Source organism: bacterium (assembly GCA_020444325.1).
Lineage (GTDB): Bacteria > Bacteroidota > Ignavibacteria > SZUA-365 > SZUA-365 > BM516.
Genome location: JAHLLD010000001.1, coordinates 180,696 through 206,581, shown reverse-complemented (window position 1 = coordinate 206,581; position 25,886 = coordinate 180,696). Strand labels below are relative to the sequence as shown.

Below are 25,886 nucleotides of genomic sequence, written 5' to 3'. Positions count from 1 at the left end.
GTGGAAGGAAGTGTGCCGGGATGCGTATATTGCAGGATTGACAGGAAAGCAGGCATGTTCGACAAATTAGATATTACAGTACAGCGTTTCGAGGACATCGGTCTCGAGATGAGCAATCCCGCGGTGGTGTCCGACCAGGTGCGCTACCGCAAGCTGGCGCAGGAACGCAGTCAGCTCGAGCCCATCGTCGAGGAGTATCTTCGTTTCAAACGCCTGCGCAGTGATGTGGAAGGACACCGTGAAATCATCCGCAGCGAAGCGGATGAGGACCTGCGCGCGCTGGCGGAGGAAGAGCTGTCGGGACTCGAGCAGCAGCTCGCGGCATCGGAGCAGCAGCTGAAAATGCTTCTGATCCCGAAGGATCCCGATGACAGCCGCGATGTCATCGTCGAAATCCGCGCAGGGACGGGCGGTGAGGAAGCCGCGCTGTTCGCGGGAGATCTGTACCGCATGTATTCCCGCTATGCAGAGGTCAAGGGCTGGAAGCAGGAGGTGCTTTCCGTCAGCGAAGCTGCTGCCGGGGGCATCAAGGAAATCACGTTCACGCTTACCGGTGACGGCGTGTTCGGTACGATGAAATTCGAGAGCGGCGTCCATCGCGTGCAGCGCGTGCCGGCCACCGAGGCCAGCGGACGCGTGCATACCTCCGCCGCTTCTGTTGCGGTGCTTCCGGAAGTGGAAGATGTGGACGTTGACATCAACGAGAACGATCTGAAAACCGATATCTTCCGTGCCGGGGGAAAAGGCGGCCAGAATGTCAACAAAGTGGAAACCGCCGTGCGCCTGACGCATATCCCCACGGGCATCGTGGTGTCATGCCAGGAAGAGCGTTCGCAGCTGAAGAACCGGCAGAAGGCCATGAAAGTGCTGCGTGCGCGGCTTTACGAGCAGCGTCAGGCGGCGCAGGACGCCGAGATTTCCGCCGTACGGAAATCCATGATCGGCAGCGGCGACCGTTCCGATAAAATCCGTACCTACAATTTTCCTCAGAATCGCCTGACGGATCACCGTATCGGACTGACCCTGTATAACCTGTCCGACGTTGTCAACGGCGACCTGCATGAAGTATTCGAGAAACTGAAGATCGCCGATCGCACCGCACGACTGGAAGCGGGCATGGAAGGAGAAGGCTGATGACAAAGCAGGTGCAGGCAGGACCCATTCCCGTCGGCGGGGGCGCCCCGCTGGTCGTACTCGCGGGTCCCTGTGTCGTCGAAAGCCGTGACATCGTCATGCGTACTGCTGAGCAGATCCGCGACGTGTCTGCGCGGCTCGGCATTCCCGCCGTGTTCAAATCCTCTTTTGAGAAAGCGAACAGGACAAGCCTCGGGGCCTTTACGGGCATCGGGAGAGACGAGGCTCTGCGTATCCTGTCCGACGTGCGTGATGAAACCGGACTTCCCCTTGTGACCGATGTCCATACCATCGACGATGTGACTGCTGCCGCGGAGGTGGTCGACATGCTGCAGATCCCGGCCTTTCTCTCGCGGCAGACAGATCTTCTGCTTGCGGCCGGAAACAGCCGCCGCGCGGTGAACATCAAGAAAGGACAGTTCCTCGCCCCGGAAGACATGAAACATGCGGCCGCGAAAGTCGCCAGCACGGGGAATGAACATATTCTCCTGTGCGAACGCGGCACAAGCTTCGGCTATCATGACCTGGTGGTGGACATGCGTGGCCTTGTGCAGATGCGCGCCCTGGGCTACCCGGTGGTGATGGACGGCACGCATGCTGTGCAGATTCCTTCACGCGGAGGAAGCTCGGGCGGCAGACCGGAGTTTATCTTCCCCCTCGCGCGTGCTGCCGCCGCCGTGGGCATCGACGCCCTGTTCGTCGAAACACATCCCGAACCTTCCCGCGCCCTCAGTGATGCCGGCAGTCAGCTTCCTCTCGCCCAGCTCGAAGCGCTGCTGGCGGAAGTACTGGCGGTGGACGCGGTGATCCGTACCATGAACGCATCGAAAGCTACAGAATGAATATCGCCGCTACATCCAACCTCAATCCCCAGCTCGCTCTCCGACTCCGCCGTATCAAAGCTTTTCTCCTCGACGTCGACGGGGTGCTGACAGACAGCGCCATCACCCTGACGCCGGACGGACTCGAGTCGCGCGTATTCCACATGATGGATACCGACAGCATCCAGGCCGCACAGAGCATCGGGGTACATTTCGGCATTATCACCACGCATGCATCCGACGCCGTACTCGAACGCGCACGTGAGCTGAACATCCATGACATTTACCACGGCTCTTATGACAAGGCCGAAGCCTACGACGAGTTCAAATCCCTCTATGAACTCGACGATGCGGAAATCGCCTTCATGGGAGATGGCATGCTCGATGTGAGTGTGCTCAAACAGGTGGGCTTTGCCGCCGCTCCTTCAAACGCGCATCCCAGCGCACGGATGGCGGCACATTACGTTTCCCGCTATCGCGGGGGACACGGGGCCGTGCGCGAAGTGCTCACCATGCTGGTGCAGTCGCAGGACGAAGCGGGAATGTGAAGAGGAACGCGGATTTTCGCAGGGGAGAGGGAGAGAAGAGGAACGCAGATTTTCGCTGATTTGGCGCGGATTTTCGCGGGTTCAGGTGTTGCGGTAACTACTCAAATTCCTGGTGGAAGCGTTTGTCCTTGATCATGAGGCGTTCAACCGGCTTTCCGCCGATCACATGCTCTTCGATGATTTCGTCGACATCCGCCGGCGTGATCCCGCCGTACCAGATTCCGTCCGGGTAGACGACAACCACGGGCCCGTGTTCGCAGGCGTCGAGGCAGCCGGATTTGTTGGCGCGGTATACGGTGGTGAGTCCGCGATTTTTCAGCGCAGTTTTGAATGCGATGCGGATGTCTTCCGCGCACCTCCTGCCGCAGGAGCCGCGTGGATGATCTTCATCCCTTACGTTCTCGCAGATGAGAATGTGACGTTTGAATCTTGCCATGAAAGCAATCCCTTACAAACTGACGCGGCCGCTCAGCCCGGAGGCCACTGCATCTGCCGGCCACCGAGCAGGTGGGCATGAATATGAAATACCGTCTGTCCCCCCTGATGGTTGCAATTCATGACGACGCGGTAGCCGTGATCGAGTTTGCGCTCTTTTGCGATCTTGGTCGCCACCATCACCATATGTCCCACCAGTTGCTCGTCCTTTTCCTTCAGGTCGTCGAGCATGGGAATCTGCTGCTTCGGCACGATCAGCACGTGCACAGGAGCCTGGGGTGCGATGTCATTGAATGCGATGACGGTATCATCTTCATAGACGATATCAGCGTCAAGCTCTCGCTGGATGATTTTTGTAAACAGTGAGTCAGACATGACAGGTCACCGATAGTAAGAAAAAAACACGACGAATGTCGTGCCGTCAGTGTCGATTAGGTGACTATTATACGACATCGACACCGCAGGGTCAAGTCCGCTCGCGGGACGTATGGAGAAATAGCGGGTGATTGCGTATACTTGATCGATACGGTCACGGAGCCGCTGCGGCAACTCCAACGCCGCGACCGCCGTACCGCCGTTACGAGAATTCAGCTATGGAGAAGCAATCAGCATGAGTCATCTTCGAGAAATTATCAGCACAGACAAAGCCCCTGCCGCCATCGGTCCCTACAGCCAGGCGAACATCGCGGGCAACATGATTTTCGTTTCCGGTCAGCTCGGACTTGACGCCGCGACCGGCAATTTCGTGGAAGGCGGCGTGAAGGAACAGACGGACAAAGCGCTGCAGAACATGCGCGCCATTCTCGAAGCCGCTGGCGCGAGCATGGACGATGTCACCGCCTGCACCGTGTTCATGAAGGACATGAATGACTTCGTGGCCATGAATGAAGTATATGCCGGGTATTTCACGGAGAATCCGCCAAGCCGCGCGGCCTTCGAAGTCGCCCGTCTGCCGAAAGACGGACTGGTGGAAATCAGCTGCATCGCCGTCAAGGCCTGATCACACAACAGTCGGAACGACATAGACCCACAGAGACAGACAGTTTTAACGCAGAGACAGGAGGACGCATGGAAACCGGTGGAATCATCTTCATGGCATTTGGCTGGGGTATGGCCATCTCTCTCCTGGCGTTCTGTCTCTTCAAAATCATGAAAAGCGGCGGCGACAACTTCAATAAGGAGTAACCCTTTTACGGGGCGTATTCCCGCCGCCCGTGCGTCAAAGCAGAAAGGTCATGCCGCATTCGCAGCATGACCTTTCTTGATTCCGTTCCCACCTACCGGATACGGAAATTCTTACCAGCTCCCGGCGTCGTAGCGCTTGACCTTGATGCTCGAGAGTCCCGATTCGACGCTGATGAACATCTTCTTCGCGGCAGCTTCGAAATTTTCACTGCGGTAGTGACCGGAGTCGAGCTTCCTGAAATCAGGCAGTGACTTGGAGGAGAGCGCCGATTCAGTATGCACTTCGCAGCCGACGGATTCAGGTACGTGAATCGTGACCGAGGATGCGCCGGTTTCAACACTCACATCGCAGGTGTCGGCGCGTTCCCCGAGGCGGATGTCAATCGATGCCGCGCCGGCTTCCACGTCGAGCGTGCGGATGATGTAAGGACGCAGATCGAAATCCATACTGGCCGCACCACCGTCGATGTCAAGTTCCCACTCTGGTGTGGGATTCAGGTACATGTACACCCGGTTTTTCATGCCTTTGCCTTCCCACGACACATTGGCGTCGTTCATCGAAAGGCGGAAGCGGGGGATGCCCATGTAGTCGTCCCTGCGCAGTGTGTACGACGTAATGCTCGAGCGAATTTCGGCATGGACGAAGTCGCTGGTGGTGTCGCGGAATTCAAAACGTCCCGCGCCACCTTCAAACTGGAAGCGTGCGCGGGTGACGATGCTGTCCATATGTTCGGTCAGCACCTGTTGGCTGATGTCGCGGTACTCTTCTTCGCTCCCGTGATGTTCGATGATGCGGTCAACGCTGTTGCAGCCCTTCTGTACCGATGAGAAGAGCACGATGCCGGCGATAAGCCCTACACCTCCGACCACGATCCATTTCGATCGGCTGTCTTTGAGAAATGTGCTGATGCCGAGAAAGACCAGTAGCAGCGGCCACAGCTTCCACAGGGCGTCCCACGACAGGGTCAGGGCGAAGTAATTGTTGAGAATGCCGAGAACGCCGATGATGACAAACAGCGTTCCCCAGAAAATGCGTCCGGATTTCATGAAAGTACCTCTTTATCCTCGTTGCGTGCAGGCCAGGAATTCCAGAGCATGGCACCGCCGATGGCAACCAGCAGCAGCGGCCAGAAATCTTCAAAGCCGAAACTCGGCATGAAGTTGTCAAGAAGGAAAAGGGCGCCGATGACGATCAGGATTACCCCGCCGTACAGGCTGCCTTTGCTGCGATCGGTTTCCGCCTGCTGCATCGGCTGGACGCTTTCGTGGGTGATGTCGGCTGCCGATCCGCCGGTGGCGCTTTCCGCTGCCACGGTGGGCTCCAAGCTGGCCGGCACGACGATCCAGAGGATGATGTAGGCGAGTATGCCGACGCCGCTGTAAAGCGCAAGGATGACGAAAACGAGTCGGATGAGCACCGGATCAATGGCGAAGTATTCTGCGAGTCCTGTGCAAACCCCGCCGATCATCTTATTGCGTGTGTTGCGATATAATCTCTTTTCCATGGTGTTCTCCTTGGGAAGTCCCATAATTCAAGGGGGGCATCTGTCCGTTATGTACGGAACATGCCCGCCGATGTTTCACCGGGAGCTGTCGGAGGGAGATAGAGAACTGTCGGCAGGGACACGGGAACTGTCGGCAGGGACAGGGGGAACGGAAAGCAGCGGAATCATGCGCGGGCGGTCTTCACGCCAGCTGAAGCCCGTGAGGTTGTAGCTGCTTTCTTTCCCGTTCACGTATTTCTCGGGGTAGTACGTGCCTTCCACGCCTTTGATGCTGCGGATTTCCGTGACTTTTCCGTCGTCGAACGAAATGATGATCAGGTCGCTGCTTTCACGGCGCACGCCGTTGAGGGCGCCTTCGTCATAGAGATAGTAGAGACTGATGGCGGTGCCTTCGACGCGAATGTACTGTGGTTTACTGTCGGCGAACTCCATCAGAATGCGCTTGCCGCTGGTCTGGTCGAAGCGTCCGGGGGGATAGAGGGTATCCGCTTCTTCCGGTTTGCTGCGTGAAATGGAGAACGCATTGCCGATGACGTCGAGCGTGCGCAGCTTGTTGTCGGAGAGCAGGGCGGTGATGGAGTCGCCGGTAATCTGGTTTTCCCCGTACCAGAGAATGGGGTCGCCTGACAGATCGATGAGACTGTCTGAGCGGAGGAAAATGGCGGCATCGGAGCGGGCGGACATTTCCCGCCGCACAATGCGTACGCTGTCGCGGACGATGAAGATATTCGACGTATCGCGCAGCGCTTCCATGTAGCCGCCGGCGATGTTGAGCGTGTCGAGTGCGAGCGAATCGATGCGTCCCGCCGCCGTGCGCCGCACGTACGAGGTGTCGATCTGCCAGAGCACGGGCTGCTTGTAGAATTCAGAGCGCTGGTCGTCCGGAAAATGCCGCACGCTGTCGGCATGGATCTGTACGTTTTCGTCCTTGAAACGAATACGCACCGAATCCCATGCCACGACCAGGGAACTGTCCCTGAAATAATGCATGCGCTGCGAGGTGATGACGGCCGCGGTGTCGTCGATGGTGACGTCATTGAGAAACTCCGCGACCTTGCTCTCCGTCCCGTACGTGCCGAGTTTCGCGGTGAGTGTCACATGTCCGTCATTGAGAAACACGCCCTGGCGCGAGGATGCCAGTCCCGTCTGCCCGTTATAATGTCCGCGATCGGTTTTCAGCGTGAGCGTGTCCTGCGTAATCACGACGTTGCCGATCAGCTGCACGGAATTCTGCGAGATGTTCTGTACGGCGCGGTCGCAGTCGATATAGACATTGTCCTGCTGCAGGCGCACGTTGCCGATAAGTTCGCGCAGCTGCATGTCTCCAATCGTGCGTCCCACCAGCTGATCCGCCCCGAGCACGCGCACGAGTGAGCGCTGCTGCGCGCCGAGCAGTGCGGGAAACACGAGAAAAAGGACGGCAAGGAGAATGCTGCCACGCCGCCGCGTTATGGCTGCTGGTTTCGTCATGTCTTCAAAGATACGGTATTCCATCTGATATGCGGATGTGTTGTCCTTGTTTTTTGCTGTGTTCGTGCCTAGTTTGCCCTGCGATCTACACAAGGCCGACCCGCGTTTTTCACAGTCCACCGCACCCGTGCGTCTCGCAATTATTTCTGACATACACGCCAACCTGGAGGCGCTGCGCGCCGTGCTGGATGACATCCGCATCCGGCAGGCGGACCGCATTGTCTGTCTCGGAGACATCGTCGGATATGGCGCCGATCCGGCAGCCTGCGTCGCGCTTGTACGCGAGCATGCCTCCATTTGTGTCCTCGGCAACCATGACGCCGCCGTGTTCGCCACGCATCATCGCGCCTACTTCAATCCCTATGCGCTTGAAGCGGTGACATGGACCGCGCAGCAGCTCAATGCGGACGACGTCGCTTTCCTCAAACAGCTGCCGTACCGCGTTTCCTTTGAAAACATGCTGTTCGTGCATTCGTCTCCCCGCGCACCGGAGGAATGGGAGTATGTGTTCAGTGGCATGGAAGCGCGCATGCAGACGCGACATTTTTTCGAACGCCTGTGTTTCGTCGGACATTCGCATATACCCGGCGTGTATCCGCTCGACAGCGGGGTCCGGGAGTATGCGCCCACCGGACGCTTCCTGATCAATGTGGGCAGTGTCGGACAGCCGCGGGATCGGGACTGGCGCAGTGCGTATGGATTGCTGGATACGGTGGCGGGCAGCTACGAGGCGCGCCGCGTCGAATACGATGTGGAAGCGGCCATGCACAAGATTCGCGAAAGCGGACTCCCCCCACGACTCGCCGAGCGTCTGCGCGCAGGTGAGTGATAATTTTGCAGGGTCCGGGAAAAAACAGCGGAACGCGGAGAAAAACCGCGCCTGCAACCCGGATTCCCTCCACACGGTCCTTCAGCGAGGTCGTTTTTCCGCCCGTTCCTGCCCGTTTCCCTTCAGGTTGATTCCTAAACCCCGTGACAGTATATTTGCTAACTACTGCATTTTGCAGTAAAACGTACGCCTATCGATGGGGCGTAGCCAAGCGGTAAGGCATCGGCCTTTGGAGCCGACATGCGCAGGTTCGAATCCTGCCGCCCCAGCAGCAGACTGATCCGGCAACCCGAACAGAGGTTCTTGCACATGCTTGTCTTCAGTGGCCGTTCCAACCCGGTGCTGGCCGAAAACATCGCCGCGCAGATCGGCGAGCCGCTTGGCGCCTGTGAGATAAAGACGTTCCGTGACGGTGAACTCTGGGTCAAGTACCGCGAGAACATCCGTGGACGCGACGTGTTCATTATCCAGAGCACGACGCCTCCGGCGGAAAACCTGCTCGAGCTGCTGATCCTGATCGATGCCGCCAAACGCGCGTCAGCGCGGCGGGTCACTGCCGTCATCCCGTATTTCGGGTACGCGCGGCAGGACAGAAAGGATCAGCCCCGCGTGGCGATCACGGCAAAACTGGTCGCCAACCTGATCACCAGTGCGGGAGCGGACCGTGTGATTTCGATGGACCTGCATGCTCCGCAGATCCAGGGATTTTTCGACATCCCCTTCGACCATCTCTATTCGTCGGCGGTGCTGTTGAAATCCTTCCGCGAGCAGCAGATTCCGAATCTGTCGGTGGTGTCACCCGATGTGGGCGGGATCAAAATGGCGCGCAGCTTTGCCAAGCGCCTGAAGGCCGATCTCGTCGTGCTTGACAAGCGGCGTCCCCGACAGAACGAAGCCGAGGTGATGAACATCATCGGGCAGGTCGAAGGACGCAATGTTCTGCTGGTGGATGACATGATCGACACCGGTGGTACCTTCGCCAACGCCGTCAAGGCGCTGGTCAAATCCGGAGCCGACGCCGTATACGGCGCATGTACGCATCCGGTATTTTCAGGCGAAGCACCTGAAAAGATCAAGGAATCGGGCGTGAAGCAGGTGACGGTGACCGACACCATCCCGCTGCGCAAGGAAATGGAGGAGACGGGGCTGATTCGCATTCAGAGTGTGGCCGGGCTGTTTGCCGAGGCGATCAAGCGCACGCATCTGCATCAGTCCATCAGCTCGCTCTTTGACGTTGATAAAGACAAACTCATGTAATTGATACACGATAATTCAGGAGAAACCCGTGGCAGAAATCATCCTTAAAGCGCAGATCCGTGATTACAAGGGTCGCGCAGATGCGAACAAGGCCCGGAATGACGGGAAGGTGCCCGGTGTGTTCTATCTCAAAAACGAGAAGAACATTCCCATAGAAGTCGAAGCGCTTGATCTGCGTTCTTTGATCTATACGGCCGAAACGCATATTGTCAGCCTCGAACTCAGCGACGGCAGCAGCGAAATGTGCATGCTGCGCGACGTGCAGTTTGACCCCATCACCGACAAGGTCGTGCATTTCGACCTGATGGGTCTGATCAAGGGACAGGTTGTCAAGTTCGAAATCCCGGTCAATCTCGAAGGCATTCCCGTCGGTGTCAAGGCCGGTGGCGTGCTGACGCAGATTATTCAGAAGGTGGAAATCGAATGTATGCCGAAAGACCTCCCCGAGCATATTGCCGTTGACGTGACACATCTCGAGACCGGTGAAACGCTGACTGTGGGCGACCTCAGTGTCGAGGGAGTGACCCTGCTGAGCGATCCCAATCAGGCGGTTGCCATCGTCGCACATGCCCGTGTCGAGGAAGAGCCCGAGACCGAGGAAGGCGAAGGCGACGAAGAGGCAGAACCCGAGGTTATTGCCAAGGGCAAGGAAGACGAAGAAGCCGAGGAATCCTGATCGTTTTGCTTTCGGCAGCTACAGGTCCCGCGGAGGACACTGCAGACGAAAAACGGCTGTGCGTTATCGGACTCGGCAATCCCGGGCAGCGCTACGCGCAGACCAGGCACAATATCGGTTTTCACGTAATCGACAGGCTCGCGGATATGCTGCATATTCGCGAGTCTTTTTTTTTCGTCAATCATTACAGGGCGGAAGGGCGGTATGATGACTGGCAGGTCGTGCTCTGCAAGCCATGGACATGGATGAACAGCAGCGGTGAAGCGGCAGTGGTGCTCATGGATGAACTCGGATTGAACCCTTCCGAGCTTCTCATCGTTTATGACGAGGTGCAATTACCCCTCGGACAGCTGCGACTGCGCAAAAGAGGAAGTGACGGGGGGCACAATGGCCTGGCTTCCATCATATATCACTGTGGCAGCGAGGAGGTCCCGCGTCTCCGATGCGGAGTTGCATTTTCCTCCGACGCGCCTGATCTTGCAGAATATGTCTTGAGTCCGTTCGACAAAGATGAAATCCCCCTTGCCGCAACCATGATTGACCGTGCTGCTGAAGCAGTGCGCGCGGTGATGGACATTGGCTTCGAGAAAACGATGAATACTTTCAACACTCCACCAACAAAACTTCAGGATTCATTATGAATGAATTGGGTTCACTGGGATACTGGCCGCCCATTATGGGGGCCATCGGTCTGCTCATTGCGCTGGTGATCTATTATTCGATCAAACGCCAGCCGGAGGGTACCGATGTCATGCGCGACATTGCTCAGCAGATTCATGTCGGCGCCATGGCGTTCCTCAGAAGTGAATACAAGGTATTGGCCATCTTTGTGGTGGCTGTCTTCATATTGCTGTTCAGTTTCATCGGCAGTAACACCGCGATTGCCTTTCTTGCCGGGGCTGTTTGCTCCGTACTGGCAGGATTTCTTGGCATGATGTCGGCAACGAAGGCAAACGTCCGCACCAGTGAAGCAGCACGCAGTTCAGGCCAGGCCCGTGCGCTCGTCGTCTCCTTTCTCGGTGGCTCCGTGATGGGACTTTCCGTCGCTTCCCTTGGACTCCTGGGCGTGGGCATTTTCTTCCTCATCTTCGGTCTCGGGGAGAGCGCCGAGGTGCTCAGTGGTTTCGCCATGGGCGCCAGCTCCATCGCGCTGTTCGCACGCGTCGGTGGTGGCATCTATACAAAGGCGGCGGATGTGGGTGCTGATCTCGTCGGCAAGGTCGAAGCCGGTATCCCCGAAGATGACCCCCGTAATCCCGCCGTGATCGCCGACAACGTCGGTGACAATGTCGGTGACGTGGCCGGCATGGGTGCGGATATCTTCGAATCCTATGTCGGATCCATTATCGCATCCATCGCCATCGCGGCTTCTACCGCCATGGGTGTGACTTTCATGGCTCTGCCCTTGATTATTGCCATGCTCGGACTCATGGCATCGTTGCTCGGTATCGCCTCCATTCGCGTGTTCGCATCCTCGAATCCCGCGGCCGCGCTGCGCTATTCGACGATTATTGCGCTGGTGCTGATGCTCATCGCATCGTTCTTCGTGATGGGCGCGATGGATATCGACGTGGCCTATTTCTGGCCGCTGCTCGCTGGCGCCGTTGCAGGACTGCTCATCGGCTTTGTCACCGAATACTACACCGGTGGTCCTCCGGTTCGCCGCATCGCCGATTCCAGCCGTTCCGGTGTCGCGACGAATATCATCAGCGGACTGGCAGTGGGTATGGAAAGCGTTATCGGTCCCGTTCTCCTGATTGTGCTCGCCATCTTCGTGTCCTACGAAACCGCGGGCATCTACGGCATCGCCATCTCCGCTGTCGGTATGCTTGCCACGGTAGGTATCACCATGTCCGTCGATGCATACGGTCCCATCGCCGACAACGCCGGCGGTATTTCCGAAATGGCCATGCTCGGCAAGGAGGTCCGCAAAATCACCGACACGCTCGATTCCCTCGGGAACACAACCGCGGCCATGGGCAAGGGCTTTGCAATCGGCTCTGCAGCGCTGACCGCCCTCGCACTGTTCACCGCGTACTCCAGCACCATCAATGTTGCCATGGGCAACGAGGCGGTGTTTACCATCAATATATTGGATCACACCACAGTTATCGGATTGCTGATCGGCGGACTGCTGCCGTTTGCAATCGCTGCCATGACCATGACCTCCGTCGGTAAGGCCGCCTTCAGCATGGTGGAAGAAGTGCGCCGCCAGTTCAAGGAGATTCCCGGACTGATGGAAGGAAAAGCCAAACCCGATGCCGCGCGATGTGTGGATATTTCCACGAAAGCCGCGCTGCGCGAAATGGTACTCCCCGGTTTGACCGCGGTTATTGCACCGGTTGTTGTTGGCTTTGTGCTTGGACCCGAAGCGCTGGGCGGACTGCTCGCCGGCGCAACCGTCACGGGTGTGCTCATGGCACTGTTTATGGCGAACGCCGGTGGTGCATGGGATAACGCGAAGAAATATGTCGAAATGGGGAACCTCGGCGGAAAAAACTCCGATGTGCACAAAGCTACTGTCGTCGGTGATACTGTAGGCGATCCGTTCAAGGATACCTCCGGTCCCGCGATGAACATTTTGATAAAATTGATGTCCATCGTATCTTTAGTGATTGCTCCGTTGATCGCACATCTCGCGAAATAAAACGGAAGTTGTTCTTTAGAATGTATGTCCCTGCTCGGCGGCGCTGTTGCGCCGCCGGGCCTTTTGTTTCACAGTCCACAGGGCGCTTTTCCTATGAAACGCTACTATGAATGTACGTTCATCGTCAATCCGGGATTGGATGATGGACAGATTGAAAACACGGTCAAGATGGCCGAGGATACCATCGTGAAAAACGGTGGGGAACTCGTCAACACCGAGCATATCGGCCGCCGTCGTCTCGCCTACCCGATTTCCAAAAAACATAACGGTTACTACATCACCGTCGAGTTCCAGGCCGAAGGCCGCATCATCGAAAAGGTCGAGCGTTTTCTGACGCTGGATGAGAACGTGATGCGCTTCCTGACGCTGACTCTCGATGCCCGCGAACTCAAAGCCAAGCAGGATCGCCTCGCTTTCGCCATGCAGGATCGCGGCAAGGACGGCAAGTCGGAAGACAGGAAGCCTGACGACAAAAAGGCCGATGAGAAGAAGGCCGATGAGAAGAAGGCCGACGAGAAGAAGGCCGACGATGCGAAGGCTGACGAGAAGCCGGCCGACGCAAAGGAAGAGAAGAAAGAAGAAGAGAAGGCCGACGAGAAAGCGGAGAAGGAAACCGAAGAGGAATCCAAGGACGCATAATGGGCTGTGCACGGTCATCCGTGCTGTGCATGCCTATGCCGGACGCGATGTAGATGAACTCGAAATGATGAGGATGCTCAATGGCAGATCTCAAGATGCCGGAACTGAACTACGTTTTGATCGTTGGTAATCTGACCAAGGATCCGGTGTTCCGCACGACATCCAACAATACGCCCGTCGTCAATTTTTCCATCGCCTCGAACAGGCGGTACAAGGATAGAAACAATAACTGGCAGGAAGACGTGTGCTATATCGGCATCGTCGCCTGGAACAAACTTGCCGAAAGCTGCAACCAGCGTCTGCGGAAAGGCAGCGCGGTGCTCGTGGAAGGTGAACTGCAGACGCGCAACTGGCGCACGGAAGATGGCAGTCACCGGAGCATCCTTGAAGTCAAGGCACGGCGCATCCAGTTTCTCAACAAGTTTCAGCGCCACAACGGCAACGGTCATGATCACCACGAGTTCAGTGAGGGTGAAGACGACGATCACCTGTTCGTATTCGACGGCGACGACAGTTTCTTCAATCTCGACGCAGACTCATTTTCCCGGTCAGGCGACGATTCCTGACCATACAGATTTTAGAGAGCAATTAACGATTCCCGACTGGAGATAATCATGAAAGTAATCCTTCGTCAGAACATTGAAACCCTTGGCAACATGGGTGAAGTCGTGTCGGTCAAGGACGGGTACGCACGCAATTACCTGCTGCCCCGTGGTATGGCCTATGTCGCGACCGAAGGCAACATGCAGGTCCTCGAACAGGAGCGCAAGCGCCTGCAGGTCAAGATGAACCGTGAACTCAAGGATGCAGAATCCCTCGCAGCCGAACTCGAAAAGCATGAGAATGCCATCACCATTCCCATGCAGGTCGGTGAGGAAGACAAGTTGTTCGGTTCCGTCACCAAGGAAATGATCGCGGAGAAGCTCGCGGAAAAGGGCTTCAACATCGATCGTCGCAAGATTGAAATCGACGAACCCATCAAGGTTCTCGGTATCTATACGGTCAAGATCAAGCTGCATACCAATGTCATGGCAAAGGTCAAGGTATGGGTGACGAGGCTCGAATCCTGACCCTCTGACAGCACATAATACGCGCGCCAGAAAAAAAGATCATACTGTATAAATAGGTTGTCCCCTTCATGGGGACATTCTATATTTAATATTATCGGACATTTGTTCAGTGATCAGGTAACAAGATGGCAACAACAGTTGAAACGGCGGACGGAAAAAAAACCAAATCGGTGCAGTACATCGAAGTCGATGAGGTAACCATCCGCTTTGCTGGCGACTCCGGAGACGGCATGCAGCTGACCGGAAACCAGTTCACTTCCACAACGGCGCAGCTCGGTAACGATCTCAGCACCTTCCCCGACTACCCCTCCGAAATCCGCGCACCGGCCGGAACCCTCTACGGTGTCTCCGGTTTCCAGATTCACTTCAGCAGCAAGGCCATTCATACTCCGGGCGATCGTTTCGATACGCTCGTCGCGATGAATCCCGCCGCGCTGAAAGTGAACCTGAAGCTGCTGCACGAAGGAGGGAATATCATCGTCAATACCGATGCCTTCGATGCCAAGAACCTGAAACTCGCCAAGTATGATACGAGCCCTCTGGAAGACAACTCGCTGAAGGGTTACAAAGTCTTCCCCGTGCCCATTACCACCTTGACGACGGCGGCGCTCGAAGACACCGGTCTTTCAAAGAAAGATATGATGCGTTCGAAGAATTTCTTCGCCCTGGGATTGCTGTACTGGATGTACAATCGTCCCATGGATCAGACGCTTGAATGGATACAGCAGAAATTCGGTAAGCTGCCCGCAGTGGCGGATGCCAATACGAAGGCGCTTAAGGCCGGATACAACTTTGGCAACATTACCGAGACTTTTACCGTGCAGTACGAAGTGCGTCCCGCGGAACTGCCGGCAGGCACCTACCGCAATGTGACGGGCAACGAAGCCACGGCACTCGGCATGGTGGCCGCAACGCAGAAGGCCGGTCTGCCGGGCTTCCTCGGTTCCTATCCCATTACCCCCGCAAGTGAAATCCTGCAGGAGCTTTCGCATCAGAAACGCTTCAACTTCCGCACGTTCCAGGCGGAAGATGAAATCGCCGGTATCTGTACCGCGATCGGCGCGTCCTACGGCGGCTCACTGGCATTCACGACCACCTCGGGTCCGGGTATGGCGCTGAAAACCGAAGCCATCGGACTCGCCCTCATGGTCGAGCTGCCGCTGGTCATCATCAACGTGCAGCGTGGCGGACCCTCGACAGGACTTCCCACGAAGACCGAGCAGTCAGACCTGTACCAGGCCATACTTGGACGCAACGGCGAAGCCCCTGTTCCCGTGATCGCGGCCTGCTCTCCGGCCGGCTGCTTCTACGGCGCCTTTGAGGCCGCACGCCTCGCGATCAAGTACATGACGCCGGTCATTCTCCTCACCGACGGCTACATCGCCAACGGCTCCGAGCCATGGCTCATCCCGAACGCCGAAGACCTGCCCGACATCTCCGTGCCTTTCGCGACCGATCCCGAGAATTTCAAGCCGTACGTCCGCGACGAGCATCTTTCCCGTCCCTGGGCGGTGCCCGGCATGGAAGGCTTCGAACATCGTATTGGTGGACTCGAGAAGCAGCACATCACCGGCAACGTGAGTCACGATCCGGCGAATCACCAGTTCATGGTGGAAATGCGTGATCGCAAGGTCGCGAATATCGCCAACGATATCCCCGACCAGACCGTCTTCGGTGCGGACGAAGGCGAGCTCGCCATTGTCGGCTGGGGCGGTACCTACGGTGCCATTCGTTCCGCCGTCGAACGTTTGCAGAGTGACGGCAAGTCCGTCGCGCACATCCACGTCAAGCATCTCAATCCCTTCCCGAAAAACCTGGGCGACATGCTGCGCCGCTACAAGAAAGTGCTCATCCCCGAGCTGAATCTCGGACAGCTGGCCTTCCTGCTGCGCGCACAGTACCGCATTGACACCATCACCTATTCCAAGGTGCAGGGTCTGCCCTTCACTCCGGGCGAGATTGAGGACAAGGCGAACGAAATCCTGAAAAGTATTTAAGCGTGCGAGGAATACATGAGTAACGAAGAAGCAACAAAAGAACAGCTCGACGACCAGGTAAAGAAACTTACCCCGAAGGACCTCGCTTCCGATCAGGATGTTCGCTGGTGTCCGGGTTGCGGTGACTATTCCATGCTCTCACAGCTGCAGCGCACCCTCCCCGAAATCGGGGTGAAAAAGGAAGACATCGCCGTGATCGCGGGTATCGGCTGCTCCAGCCGTTTCCCGTATTACATGAGCACGTACGGCTTCCACGGCATCCATGGACGCGCGCTCGCCATCGCCTCCGGACTCAAAGCGGGACATCCCAAGCTGTCGGTCTGGGTTTCCACCGGTGACGGCGACTGCCTCTCCATCGGCGGCAATCACTTCATCCATGCCCTGCGCCGCAACGTTGACATCAATGTCATGATGTTCAACAACCGCATCTACGCGCTGACGAAGGGACAGTATTCCCCGACCTCACAGCATGGCCAGAAGACGAAAACCTCGCCCCAGGGCGTGATCGATCATCCCTTCAATCCCGTGCTCATCGCGCTCGGCGCCGAAGGCACATTCGTCGCGCGTTCGATGGACCGCGATCCGAAGCACCTGAAGGAAATGCTGCTGCGCATGGCCCAGCACAAGGGTACGTCGTTCATTGACCTGCTGCAGAACTGTGTCATTTTCAACGACAAAGCCTACGATATCTATACAAACAAGGAAACCCGCGGCGACAACACCGTCCTGCTCGAACATGGCAAACCGCTGGTGTTCGGCAACAACCGCGACAAGGGTATCCGCCTCGACGGCTTCCGTCCCCAGATTGTGTCGCTCGACGACTACAGCGAAAGCGACCTGCTCGTGCATGACGAAAAGTCGAAGGAACTGGCCTTCATCCTCGGCCACATGAACGACCAGCCTGACTTCCCCATGCCGCTGGGCGTCTTCCTCGACATCGAACGTCCCACCTACGAAGAAGAACTGGATAAACATGTCCAGCTCGCCATCGAAAAGGAGGGCGCGGGCGACCTCAACGCCCTCCTCCACAACGGCGCCACCTGGGAAATCGAAGGCAACGGTAAGTAATACCTCGCAAGCAAAAATAAACCGCCAATCTTCTAGGATTGGCGGTTTTTTTTTGCTTGCGAGGCTGTTATCACAGCTCCCCCTTCGTTCTCGCTCCGCTCGAACTTCGGCGGACAGGTCGCTGTGTCGTTTCCCCCGCGTTGCGGGGGAGTTGTCGTCCCGCTTCGCGGGACGTATTCGGCAAGACCTGCGCATCAGCGCAAACACCTCCCGCGAAGTTCTCCCGCGAAGTGGGACGAACGCAGCGGGAAACACCTGCGCATCTGCGCAAACAACTGCGCGTCAGCGCAAACACCTACTTGACGACCAGTCGTCCGGTGCGGGAGGCATCGCCGGCGCTGAGGCGGTAGAGATAGAGTCCGGGTGCCAGGGTGACGAGCCGGGAGCGGTCGATGGTGACCTGATGGAATCCGGGGGACAGCAGTCCCTGATCCATCACGGTTGCGGGACGCCCGAGCATGTCGTACAGTGTGAGCTGTACCGGGGCGGAGCTGCTGAGGGTGAAGGGCACGGTAACCGTGCTGTGCCTTGTGCGGGACCAGGGATTGGGATAGCCGGGCTGGAGCTGCAGGAGGGAGGGCAGTGCAGCGAGTGGATCAGCTGACACGAGTCCGCCGCTGTCATTGCGCCTGATGAGTCCGCCATACCCGTATGCCCATGCGAGGTCACGGGAATGCCAGTACCAGTCGGACCAGTTGACATTTTCGTTCAGGGAGAGCTTTTCATACGTCTGTCCGCCATCGCTGCTGCGCAGCAGATAACCCAGATCGTCCTGGTCCGCATTTGTCCACAGCATAACACCGTTCCACTCATCGAAATAGTGCAGCAGCTGGGGCATGAATCCCCATGTGACATCCCAGGTCACCCCGCCATCGGAGGTGCGACCGAAATCCGAAGGTGTGAGCGCATACCCCACATCCGGCGTCACAAACTGCACCTCGCGCAGGGAGCGCCCATTGTTTGTGTATCTGCTGTCCCAGGTCTGCCCGTTGTCCGTGGAATACTCAATGGATGAGCCGCGCACGTAGATGATGATGGACGGGTCGAAGAAAAAGATGTCCTCTCCGGTGCTGTAAGGATTGCGTGTCGTATTGCCCACGACCTGCCGGTCCCATGTTACACCGCCATCGGTGGAGTGGAGGAGGAGGCTGTACGTTGCGCCGACCCAGAGTTCACCGTTGGCACGCGCGTAAAGCGACAACGGCTGTTCGGGACGATTGCTTTCATAATCAAGCGGCATTCTGCTCAGCACTTCCCAGGTGAGTCCATTATTGGTACTGCGAAGAAGGTCATACACATTCGCACTGGTCAACCCGGTCAGGTACCATGTCCCGTCAGGTGCCACGGCGACATTTCTCAGTGTATGTTCCGAGGAGGGTAGCACTTCATCCCATCGTCGTCCGCCATTCGTTGTGATCAACAGGGTGGAGGAGAACGTGGCCGCCATACCGAAATCGGGAGTTGAAAAGACGAGGTCTGAAATTGTGGAAATGTATCCGATACCATGCACGATAGCCCAGGAGAGTCCGCCATCTTCCGTACGGAGAATGCGTCCCCCATCACCGGCGACAAATCCGAGCTGACTGTTGGCAAAGGCGATGGTCTTTGGATTGGCGTCGGGGAAGGCGGATCCGGTGAGGCTGATATTCCAGCTCCCACCGGCGTCACTCGATTTATTGATGATATAGCGGCCCGCACTCATGCAGAATACTGTACTGCCGAGTTTCGGTCCTGCTTCGAGATCGGTGACGGTATCGAAACCGAAAATATCCATCTCCTCCCAGCCCAGTCCCCCATCGTGTGTGCGGAGCAGCTGTCCCTCCCGCAACTGGTAGCCATACAATGAGTCGACGTACACGAAACGGGTGAGCCCGCGCACATCAAAACTGCCATTATTGTTGAACCAGCTTTTCCCGCGATCGGTGGTTTTATACAGATTGGTGGAAGTGACGATATACCAGGTGGTCGACGACTGTGCGCTGATGCTGTAGAGTGTCTGTCCGAAGACATTGAAATTCGTGAACTGTCTCCAGGTTTTGCCGCCATCCTCCGAGATCACGACATGCGCACCGTTGAGGAAGCCCACCAGCGTGTTCTCATCCGCCAGCACCATATCCGACGGCAGCCCGGAATTGGAGGTTCCGCCCTCGTACACCAGGTCCCACGAATAGGCAAAGTCCGTGCTGCGGTAAATGCGCTGTTGGTCGGCTATCGTGATAAGACTGCCATCATGGAGTGCAATCACCTTCTCGAGGTTCATGCGTCCGAGCCGCCAGGTACTCCACGTTTTCCCGCCGTCGGCCGTGTGCATGTAATATCCATTTTCACACACCGCCACGCCCCGAATGTCATCCAGCATGACGATATCATTCACCGACTGTCCATGGGGAAGCGGATTCTGCCACTCCCAACCCTGCTGCGCCCGTCCAGGCACAGCACACATCACAACGCAGGCAATAACAACAGCAGCAACTCGCATGGGCATTCCGTTTGAATGGACTCTATGTGTAAAATCAATGCAGTATCGGAAATGCCCGGGAGTGTTGCAATGGAAAAAAGCGGCTCGTCCCTCTGGGACTCGCCGCGCGGGAGTTCGCCCCGCCGAGGCGGGGCTCACGCTTGAGTTCGCTACGCTCACGCTTGAGTTCGCTACGCTCACGCGATCCCGCGAAGCGGGATCTCCAGCGTTCCGCCGACGAAGTCGGGAGAACTCCTGCGCGCCGCGCAGCGGCGCTCAAGCGCGGCGAAGCCGCTCACGCGCGACCGCGGAGCGGGAGCTCTAGTGGCGCAACATACCCCCGTGCAGGCCGGCGAGGTAGACGCTCATGGCCGCGGTGGTAATGATGAAAATGTAGATGACTTTGCGGATGCCGTTGTATTCGCGGCGGAAATGGAGGAAGAGGCGCCAGAGACCGGCGGCGGAAAATACCCAGACGGCGATGTTTGCGTAGGTTTTGTGCTTTTCGAGATCCGCTGCGTGCGAAGCGAGTCCGGTCAGATAGGTCTCGGCCAGGTTGCCGGTGAGCACCGCGAGAAGGAGGAAGGGGATCGCGGCGATCATCAGGTGAAAGCCGGTTTGCTCGAATTTCTCCTTGTTCAGGAAGAAATCGAGGACGTCGAAGGCGACACTGCCGATGGCGAAGGCCACGGCGAAGTGCACGAGGAAGTGATGCCATGTGGCGAGGGTTTCGAGCATGGTCAGGTCATGGACGTAAATGCGTTGCGATAGTGTTTGATGCGGCGCTCGCCGCCGATGGAATACTCCACGATAATAACATCAAAGCGGCAAAGAAGTTCACCCGCTCCCTGCAAATACATCCACCCGCGCGCAATACGCATGAGCTGACGCTGCTTGGAAGGGGTGATGGAGTATTCGGGGGGACCGTAGCTGACAGAACGGCGGGATTTCACTTCCACGAATACGGTCCATTCGCCGTCCCGCGCGATGATGTCGATTTCCCCGGCCTTCCCGTAATGAAAATTCTTCTCGATGATGTGCCAGTCCAGCCCGCGCAAATACTCCGCGGCCGCTTCCTCACCCTCCCGGGCCAGTTTCTGTTTGTCGATCATTGAAAATCTCCCCCTGAGTGACGAGTGCTTTGACGGTAAATGAACGGCGGTGTACGGGCGATGGACCCAGCCGCCGCAGGGCGTCGACATGCGCGTGCGTGGGATATCCCTTGTGCTGCGCAAAGCCGTAGCCGGGATACGCGAGATCCATTTCCGCCATGACGCGGTCACGCTCCACTTTCGCAAGTATGGATGCCGCCGCAATGCTGAAACAATGCGCATCTCCCTTGACAACGGTTTCGAACGGCAGGGACGGATGGTGGAAACGATTGCCGTCCACCAGCAGGAAATCCGGCTGCGGGTCCAGTGCGGCAATGGCGCGCTGCATCGCCAGAATGCTGGCCTGAAGGATGTTGTGTTCGTCGATCTCGGCAGCGCTGCAGCTGGCTGTCGCCCAGGCCAGCGCGACGGAACAGATCTCATCGGCGAGTTGGTCGCGGCGTGCGGGACGAAGTTTCTTGGAATCCTCCACGCCATCGATGCCCGTGTCCGGGGCGAAGATGACGGCAGCGGCGACAACGGGACCAGCGAGCGGACCCCGTCCCGCTTCGTCCACTCCGGCGATATACCGTACCGTCGGCGACAGCAACGCGCGTTCCCGTTTCGTCAGTTCGTTCATGGATACAAACTCCCCAGCAATATCGCGGCGATTCCCGCCGGCATGTCGATTTTGAGAAGGATGTTCAGACGCCGGATGTTGGCCGTCGACCGATCCTTCCACATCGCATAAAGCACAAAACACAGCACGCTATCAACACCAAAAATCACGACCCAGCCGTATACAGCGCCGTAAAGATGGAAATAGATTGGGAGCAGTGTCGACGCGATGAGCAGGACGAGGATGACGGTGACCAGGCGCAGCGCGGCGCTTTCTCCGGCACGCAGGGGAAAGGTCATCACGGCAGCGGCGCTGTCGCCGCGCATGTCCTCCACATCCTTGAGCACTTCGCGTGCAAAGTTGAACAGCAGCGCGAAGCCGGCCGGAACAAGCCCCGCCGCAGGATTGTCGAAAGCGGCCGCGCCGTACAGAAACGCGGCGCCGGTCAGAACAGCGACAAGCGCATTGCCGAGCAGCGGAATGCGTTTGAGCCAGGCACTGTACATGAACATGGCGACGAGGCTGCAGCCCATGATGAGCAGCGCCGTGCTGCCGAGGGGAATGCTGAGTGCGAGTGCGGCGCAGCCGCTCAGGGCAGACAACAGGGCAGCGGTTGCGGGACGCAGCTGCTGCGCCGCGAGCGCTCTCCAGGGTTTGTTCACGCGGTCGATTGCGATGTCGTACACGTCATTGATCATGTTGCCCGCAGCACCAGCCATGAATGCCGCGCAGGCTGCAAGAAGGATTGGGAGCCAGTCCGCCATCCGCGCTCCCGCAATCACGCAGGCGGCGGCGGTGCCGGCGAAGGCGATGGCGCCGTTGGCGGGACGCGCCAGGGAGATCGTCGCTGCGAGGGGAGTGCGGGTTGCTGTGGGGGTGTCGGACATGCGTAGGGGTCAGAACGCGTTGATGAGACCGAAATGAATTTTTCCCTCCGAGAGTCCGTCACCGTGGCCGAGTGCATAACTCACGCCCACTATGCCGAGGCCGGTCTCGATGCGCGCGCCGAGTCCGTAGCCATTCCGGAATGCGGTCATTTCCTCTCGTCCACGCGCGATGTCGGGGGACTGGTAAATATAGCCAAAATCGAAGAACGCGAAGGCGAAGGTGCGCCGTCCGAGACTGTAGCGCAGCTCGTTGTTGATCCAGACAAAGCGGGTACCGCTGAACTGCTCCTCCCGGTAGCCGCGCAGGGTGTTGGCGCCGCCGATGCGATACAGGTCGCTCACATCGAGTTCATCACCGGTCAGTTCTCGTCCATGAAGGGCAATGGCCGCCACCACGCGTGGGAGGATTTCCTGGTAATACCCGGCATCGATTTCGATGTGCTGCAGGAAATCCGTCACTCCGCTGCCGTCGCCCGCAGTGAAACGCTTATTCCCGCCGCTGTATGCGTTGCGCAGTACGATGCCGCTGCGAGGATTGTACACATCATCACGCGTGTCGATGCGCAGCTGCAGTCCCGCCGCCAGTATGCTCGAGCGGTACAGTCCCGCAATCGCGCTGTTGACCGAGGGAATGACTTCCGTCGCCTGCAGGGTGGCGGAAATGCTGATATCGCTGGAAGCCAGGAGGCGGATTTCTCCATCCGCCGCGCGGCGCACATACGCACTGTCCTGCTGCCGCTGGAAAAAACCGGCCGCGATATTTACCGGGAATCCCATGATCCAGGGTTCAAGGTAGTGCAGCTCGAGTTCCGACGATTCCTGCGTCGCTTTTTCCCAGCGAGCGGAGAGCTGTCGTCCCGTGCCGAAGAGATTCCCGAACTGTACGTCAACCAGTCCGGTAAAGTATCCTGACCCTTCCTCCCCCGCGGCAGGCTGATATCCCACCACGCCGTCGAAGCGATTTGTGCTTCCCTCTTCCACCGAGATCAGCAGTCCCCCGACACTGTCGTCCCGCACATACAGCTGCGGCTCACGGACGGAAGCGAAATACTGCAATCGCTCGAGGCGGCGGCGAATATCACCGATTTTGTCGCCATCGTAGATTTCCCCCTCGTCGATGCGCGTTTCACGGATGATGACATCGGCGTCGGTGAGCGTATTGCCCTCGACCGTGATTTCCTCGATGCGGAAAACCCTGCCCTCGTGAACCTCGAGACGAATATCCATGCAGGTGGAATCGGCCGCGCTGCGCAGTTCCACATCCGCGATGCGTATCGCGGCGAAGGGATATCCCCTGCGGTCGTAGAAATCAAGCATGCGCGCGATATCCTGCTGCAGCGCCTGCTCGGAAAACACCGATCCCGGGGCACTGTCGCACAGCTCGCGCAGCTCGGCTTCAGTGGCGGACGCGCTTCCTTCAATGCGCAGGCTGCCAATGGGGATTTCCTGCATGCGCATCGCAGCATCCTGCACGGGCATAAGAACTTCGGCGCTGTCTGCCGTGCTTTGCGCATGAAGCGCAGGATTCAGCAGCGAGAGGAGCAGTGCGCACAGCAGGATGCAGAAATACGCGGACAGGGGATGATATGCGGGCAAGCGCGGCATGATGGATAAAAATACGTCGGGCGGCTGCCGGAAGAAAGGCAGCGCGTTGGCTGCATTGGGGCACATGTACGGTGTATCACCATGCCGAATCTGCCGTCCCGCATATTGTCCGCGCAGCCCGGGTTTTGTATTATTTCAGTCACGGTCACATCACAGAGGAATACTATGAGCGAAGCCGCGAAAACGGGGAGTATTACATGGACGGATCTCACCGTGGAGAATGCCGAGGAGGTCCGCGATTTTTATGCTGCCGTCGTGGGCTGGAAACCCGAGGGCGTGCCGATGGGGGACTATGAAGATTACAGCATGAACGATCCCGACAGCGGGCGTGCTACCGCGGGCGTGTGTCATGCGCGGGGCGGGAATACGGGGCTCCCCGCCCAGTGGCTGCTTTACATCACCGTTGACGATCTGGATGCGAGCCTGAAGGCCTGTGCCGAGCACGGGGGCGAAGCAGTGACGGAAGTGCGCTCCCTCGGCGGCAGCGGACGCTTCTGCGTGATTCGCGATCCCGGCGGAGCCGTCGCCGCACTGTACGAGCCCGCGAAATAGGACTCGTTTCATGGCCGCATTTCCCGGCGCGCTTGCCAAAATGCCACTGGTTCAGTATTGTTGGATGTCCCCTTTTCAGACATCTTGCATCCTTATAAAAACAGAGGAGAATTGCCCATGAGCATGATGAAAGAATTCAAGGAATTCGCCGTGCGCGGGAATGTCATCGATATGGCGATCGGTATTGTCATCGGTGCAGCGTTTGGAACCATTGTCAAATCCTTCGTCGCCGATGTTGTGATGCCGCCGATAGGTGTGCTGCTCGGGGGAGTGGATTTTACGCAGCTCGTCATTGTCGTACAGGAAGCTGTCGGTGAGACTCCGGCCGTTACGGTCAATTACGGCACGTTCTTCATGACTATCATCGACTTCATCATCATCGCTTTCGCGATTTTCATGGTGGTCAAGGGCATGAACAACATGAAGAGGAAGAAAGAGGAAGAGGCCGCGGCCGAACCCCCGGCACCTCCCGCTGACGAAGTGCTGCTCACGGAAATTCGCGACATTCTCAAGAGTCAGAACGGCTGATTCGCGACCGGGTCACTTTGAGACTGTTGTCTTGCTGGCGTCATGCGCGTATGTTGCCGTGACGCCACTTTTTTTCCCATCTGCCTGACGTATGCTCGATTCACTCGCTACCCTTGCATTGCTCGTAGGACTCGAACTGGTCCTGGGCATCGACAACATTCTCGTCATCTCCATTTTCGTCTCCCGTCTCGAGGAAGCGAGGCGCAACAGGGCGCGGGTGATCGGACTCGCCCTCGCCCTCGTGGCGCGCATCCTGATGCTGGGGCTTGTGCTCGTGCTTGCACATCTGACCGAGCCGCTGGTCGCCTCGCTCTCGGCGCGGGATCTGCTGCTGTTGCTTGGCGGACTCTTCCTCATCTACAAGGCCGTTAGAGAAATCCACGAGACGGTGGAGCTGCATGAGGAGGAAGTGCATGCGCGCACAGCGTCCGGTTTCGCTGCCGTGATCACGCAGATCGTGCTGCTCGACGTGGTCTTTTCCATCGACTCGGTGATTACGGCGGTGGGACTCACCTCGGAAGTCTGGGTTATCATCACCGCTGTCGTGGCATCCTTCGCCGTCATCCTCGCTTTCGCGAAAACCATCGGCGACTTCATCCTCAAACACCCGGCACTGAAAATTCTCGCCCTCGCCTTTCTGGTCACCATCGGTGTTACCATTTTCCTCGAAGGATTGCACAGCGATATTCCCAAGGCCTACATCTACCTGCCAATGGGATTCGCCCTCGTGGTCGAGCTGCTGCAGATGCGCTACAGTTATAACCGGCGCAGGCGTGAAGGCCGTCCGAACGATCCCCCGGCGAAGCGCAGTAATGTTATCCGGGAGGTGCAGTCTGAAAAGCAGGAATAGTATCCTGGGAGCACA

28 protein-coding genes and 1 tRNA gene are annotated in these 25,886 nt (G+C 57.7%); 18 read left to right on the top strand and 11 right to left on the bottom strand.

Annotated elements, in window-relative coordinates; genetic code table 11:
• The first annotated feature begins 54 nt into the window (after window positions 1-54).
• The 3 genes from prfA to KQI65_00865 are packed head-to-tail and all read left to right on the top strand — an operon-like array spanning window position 55 to window position 2,503.
• Window positions 55-1,134: a peptide chain release factor 1 gene (prfA, locus tag KQI65_00875; GenBank protein MCB2203271.1), complete on the top strand. Its 1,080-nt coding sequence runs from the start codon at window positions 55-57 to the stop codon at window positions 1,132-1,134.
• Window positions 1,134-1,976: a 3-deoxy-8-phosphooctulonate synthase gene (kdsA, locus tag KQI65_00870; protein ID MCB2203270.1), complete on the top strand. Its 843-nt coding sequence runs from the start codon at window positions 1,134-1,136 to the stop codon at window positions 1,974-1,976. The genes prfA and kdsA overlap by 1 nt, the downstream gene beginning before the upstream one ends.
• Window positions 1,973-2,503, top strand: a complete 531-nt coding sequence (locus KQI65_00865; GenBank protein ID MCB2203269.1) for an HAD hydrolase family protein — start codon at window positions 1,973-1,975, stop codon at window positions 2,501-2,503. The genes kdsA and KQI65_00865 overlap by 4 nt, the downstream gene beginning before the upstream one ends.
• Window positions 2,504-2,600: 97 nt before the next feature.
• Here KQI65_00865 and KQI65_00860 read toward each other — a convergent pair whose 3' ends face one another.
• The gene (locus KQI65_00860) at window positions 2,601-2,939 is read right to left on the bottom strand and encodes a (2Fe-2S) ferredoxin domain-containing protein (GenBank protein ID MCB2203268.1); all 339 of its coding nucleotides are present in this window, start codon (window positions 2,937-2,939) and stop codon (window positions 2,601-2,603) included.
• A 32-nt stretch (window positions 2,940-2,971) separates the two neighbouring features.
• Window positions 2,972-3,313 (bottom strand): histidine triad nucleotide-binding protein, encoded by a 342-nt coding sequence (locus KQI65_00855; protein ID MCB2203267.1) that lies wholly within the window; start codon window positions 3,311-3,313, stop codon window positions 2,972-2,974.
• Between the two features lie 235 nt (window positions 3,314-3,548).
• On the opposite strand from KQI65_00855, the gene KQI65_00850 reads away from it, so the two are divergent.
• The gene (locus tag KQI65_00850) at window positions 3,549-3,938 is read left to right on the top strand and encodes a RidA family protein (GenBank protein MCB2203266.1); all 390 of its coding nucleotides are present in this window, start codon (window positions 3,549-3,551) and stop codon (window positions 3,936-3,938) included.
• Between the two features lie 296 nt (window positions 3,939-4,234).
• Here KQI65_00850 and KQI65_00845 read toward each other — a convergent pair whose 3' ends face one another.
• The 3 genes from KQI65_00845 to lptC all read right to left on the bottom strand — a co-directional run bounded on the left by KQI65_00845 (window position 4,235) and on the right by lptC (window position 7,098).
• Complete coding sequence (locus KQI65_00845) at window positions 4,235-5,170, bottom strand: hypothetical protein (GenBank protein ID MCB2203265.1); 936 nt, start codon at window positions 5,168-5,170, stop codon at window positions 4,235-4,237.
• Window positions 5,167-5,628 (bottom strand): PspC domain-containing protein, encoded by a 462-nt coding sequence (locus tag KQI65_00840; protein ID MCB2203264.1) that lies wholly within the window; start codon window positions 5,626-5,628, stop codon window positions 5,167-5,169. Before KQI65_00840 ends, KQI65_00845 begins: the two co-directional genes overlap by 4 nt.
• 75 nt (window positions 5,629-5,703) lie before the next feature.
• Window positions 5,704-7,098 carry an LPS export ABC transporter periplasmic protein LptC gene (gene lptC / locus KQI65_00835; GenBank protein MCB2203263.1) on the bottom strand — a complete coding sequence of 465 codons (1,395 nt, stop codon included), beginning with the start codon at window positions 7,096-7,098 and terminating at the stop codon, window positions 5,704-5,706.
• A gap of 127 nt (window positions 7,099-7,225) precedes the next feature.
• Here lptC and KQI65_00830 point away from each other — a divergent pair, with 127 nt between their 5' ends.
• The 11 genes from KQI65_00830 to KQI65_00780 all read left to right on the top strand — a co-directional run bounded on the left by KQI65_00830 (window position 7,226) and on the right by KQI65_00780 (window position 17,281).
• Window positions 7,226-7,927, top strand: a complete 702-nt coding sequence (locus tag KQI65_00830) for a metallophosphatase family protein (protein ID MCB2203262.1) — start codon at window positions 7,226-7,228, stop codon at window positions 7,925-7,927.
• A 197-nt stretch (window positions 7,928-8,124) separates the two neighbouring features.
• Window positions 8,125-8,196 (top strand) — tRNA-Gln (locus tag KQI65_00825).
• A gap of 40 nt (window positions 8,197-8,236) precedes the next feature.
• A complete protein-coding gene (locus KQI65_00820; protein ID MCB2203261.1) occupies window positions 8,237-9,184 on the top strand; it encodes a ribose-phosphate pyrophosphokinase in 948 nt (315 codons plus the stop codon).
• Window positions 9,185-9,212: 28 nt separating this feature from the next.
• On the top strand, window positions 9,213-9,860 hold the full coding sequence (locus tag KQI65_00815; protein MCB2203260.1) for a 50S ribosomal protein L25: 648 nt from the start codon (window positions 9,213-9,215) through the stop codon (window positions 9,858-9,860).
• A 5-nt stretch (window positions 9,861-9,865) separates the two neighbouring features.
• Window positions 9,866-10,501 (top strand): aminoacyl-tRNA hydrolase, encoded by a 636-nt coding sequence (pth, locus tag KQI65_00810; GenBank protein MCB2203259.1) that lies wholly within the window; start codon window positions 9,866-9,868, stop codon window positions 10,499-10,501.
• A complete protein-coding gene (locus KQI65_00805; protein ID MCB2203258.1) occupies window positions 10,498-12,507 on the top strand; it encodes a sodium-translocating pyrophosphatase in 2,010 nt (669 codons plus the stop codon). Before pth ends, KQI65_00805 begins: the two co-directional genes overlap by 4 nt.
• A 93-nt stretch (window positions 12,508-12,600) precedes the next feature.
• Window positions 12,601-13,146 (top strand): 30S ribosomal protein S6, encoded by a 546-nt coding sequence (gene rpsF, locus KQI65_00800; protein MCB2203257.1) that lies wholly within the window; start codon window positions 12,601-12,603, stop codon window positions 13,144-13,146.
• 80 nt (window positions 13,147-13,226) lie between these two features.
• On the top strand, window positions 13,227-13,712 hold the full coding sequence (locus KQI65_00795; protein MCB2203256.1) for a single-stranded DNA-binding protein: 486 nt from the start codon (window positions 13,227-13,229) through the stop codon (window positions 13,710-13,712).
• 48 nt (window positions 13,713-13,760) lie between these two features.
• Window positions 13,761-14,216 (top strand): 50S ribosomal protein L9, encoded by a 456-nt coding sequence (rplI, locus tag KQI65_00790; protein MCB2203255.1) that lies wholly within the window; start codon window positions 13,761-13,763, stop codon window positions 14,214-14,216.
• A gap of 125 nt (window positions 14,217-14,341) precedes the next feature.
• Entirely contained in the window at window positions 14,342-16,213 is a 1,872-nt protein-coding gene (locus KQI65_00785; protein MCB2203254.1) for a 2-oxoacid:acceptor oxidoreductase subunit alpha, read from the top strand.
• Window positions 16,214-16,228: 15 nt separating this feature from the next.
• The gene (locus KQI65_00780; protein MCB2203253.1) at window positions 16,229-17,281 is read left to right on the top strand and encodes a 2-oxoacid:ferredoxin oxidoreductase subunit beta; all 1,053 of its coding nucleotides are present in this window, start codon (window positions 16,229-16,231) and stop codon (window positions 17,279-17,281) included.
• Between the two features lie 295 nt (window positions 17,282-17,576).
• Here KQI65_00780 and KQI65_00775 read toward each other — a convergent pair whose 3' ends face one another.
• The 6 genes from KQI65_00775 to KQI65_00750 all read right to left on the bottom strand — a co-directional run bounded on the left by KQI65_00775 (window position 17,577) and on the right by KQI65_00750 (window position 24,007).
• Complete coding sequence (locus KQI65_00775) at window positions 17,577-19,760, bottom strand: T9SS type A sorting domain-containing protein (GenBank protein MCB2203252.1); 2,184 nt, start codon at window positions 19,758-19,760, stop codon at window positions 17,577-17,579.
• Between the two features lie 300 nt (window positions 19,761-20,060).
• A complete protein-coding gene (locus KQI65_00770; protein MCB2203251.1) occupies window positions 20,061-20,477 on the bottom strand; it encodes a hypothetical protein in 417 nt (138 codons plus the stop codon).
• Window positions 20,478-20,479: 2 nt separating this feature from the next.
• Entirely contained in the window at window positions 20,480-20,851 is a 372-nt protein-coding gene (locus KQI65_00765) for a YraN family protein (GenBank protein ID MCB2203250.1), read from the bottom strand.
• A complete protein-coding gene (locus KQI65_00760; protein MCB2203249.1) occupies window positions 20,817-21,470 on the bottom strand; it encodes a ribonuclease HII in 654 nt (217 codons plus the stop codon). Before KQI65_00760 ends, KQI65_00765 begins: the two co-directional genes overlap by 35 nt.
• The gene (locus KQI65_00755) at window positions 21,467-22,336 is read right to left on the bottom strand and encodes a geranylgeranylglycerol-phosphate geranylgeranyltransferase (GenBank protein MCB2203248.1); all 870 of its coding nucleotides are present in this window, start codon (window positions 22,334-22,336) and stop codon (window positions 21,467-21,469) included. The genes KQI65_00760 and KQI65_00755 overlap by 4 nt, the downstream gene beginning before the upstream one ends.
• 9 nt (window positions 22,337-22,345) lie before the next feature.
• On the bottom strand, window positions 22,346-24,007 hold the full coding sequence (locus tag KQI65_00750; GenBank protein MCB2203247.1) for a BamA/TamA family outer membrane protein: 1,662 nt from the start codon (window positions 24,005-24,007) through the stop codon (window positions 22,346-22,348).
• 99 nt (window positions 24,008-24,106) lie between these two features.
• Here KQI65_00750 and KQI65_00745 point away from each other — a divergent pair, with 99 nt between their 5' ends.
• The 3 genes from KQI65_00745 (at window position 24,107) to KQI65_00735 (ending at window position 25,871) form a co-directional block, all read left to right on the top strand.
• Window positions 24,107-24,493, top strand: a complete 387-nt coding sequence (locus KQI65_00745; protein MCB2203246.1) for a VOC family protein — start codon at window positions 24,107-24,109, stop codon at window positions 24,491-24,493.
• A gap of 123 nt (window positions 24,494-24,616) precedes the next feature.
• Window positions 24,617-25,021, top strand: coding sequence for a large-conductance mechanosensitive channel protein MscL (gene mscL / locus KQI65_00740; protein ID MCB2203245.1), 405 nt, complete (start codon window positions 24,617-24,619; stop codon window positions 25,019-25,021).
• Between the two features lie 91 nt (window positions 25,022-25,112).
• The gene (locus KQI65_00735; GenBank protein MCB2203244.1) at window positions 25,113-25,871 is read left to right on the top strand and encodes a TerC family protein; all 759 of its coding nucleotides are present in this window, start codon (window positions 25,113-25,115) and stop codon (window positions 25,869-25,871) included.
• Window positions 25,872-25,886 lie beyond the last annotated feature (15 nt).